1 protein-coding gene is annotated in these 299 nt (G+C 74.9%); it reads right to left on the bottom strand.

Translation table 11 applies throughout. The annotated features are described in order from the left end of the window. Window positions 1–87 precede the first annotated feature (87 nt). Window positions 88–299: hypothetical protein (locus tag JHD62_RS22095; RefSeq protein ID WP_199104667.1), on the bottom strand; the 212-nt coding region annotated here is incomplete at its 5' end.

Below are 299 nucleotides of genomic sequence, written 5' to 3'. Positions count from 1 at the left end.
CGCAGGATCTGGCCTTTGCCTGCCTCATCCAGCTCGCGGCTGTCGGCAGCAAACGGAATGAAAGACGGGTTGGCTGCCATATTGGCATCAATCTTCTTCTCCAGCGCGGCCTTGGCCAGGGCTGCACCTGTCTCTTATACACATCTGACGCTGCCGACGAACAGTAAGATGTGGGGGGGGGGGGGGGGGGGGGGGGGGGGGAGGGGGGGGGGGGGGGGGGGGGGGGGGGGGGGGGGGGGGGGGGGGGGGGGGGGGGGGGGGGGGGGGGGGGGGGGGGGGGGGGGGGGGGGGGGGGGGGG

It is taken from the genome of Aquitalea sp. ASV11 (assembly GCF_016429185.1).
In the GTDB taxonomy this organism is placed as follows: Bacteria; Pseudomonadota; Gammaproteobacteria; order Burkholderiales; family Chromobacteriaceae; genus Aquitalea; species Aquitalea pelogenes.
The sequence above is the reverse complement of the archived record's forward strand: the minus strand, read 5'-3'. Positions and strand labels throughout refer to the sequence as shown.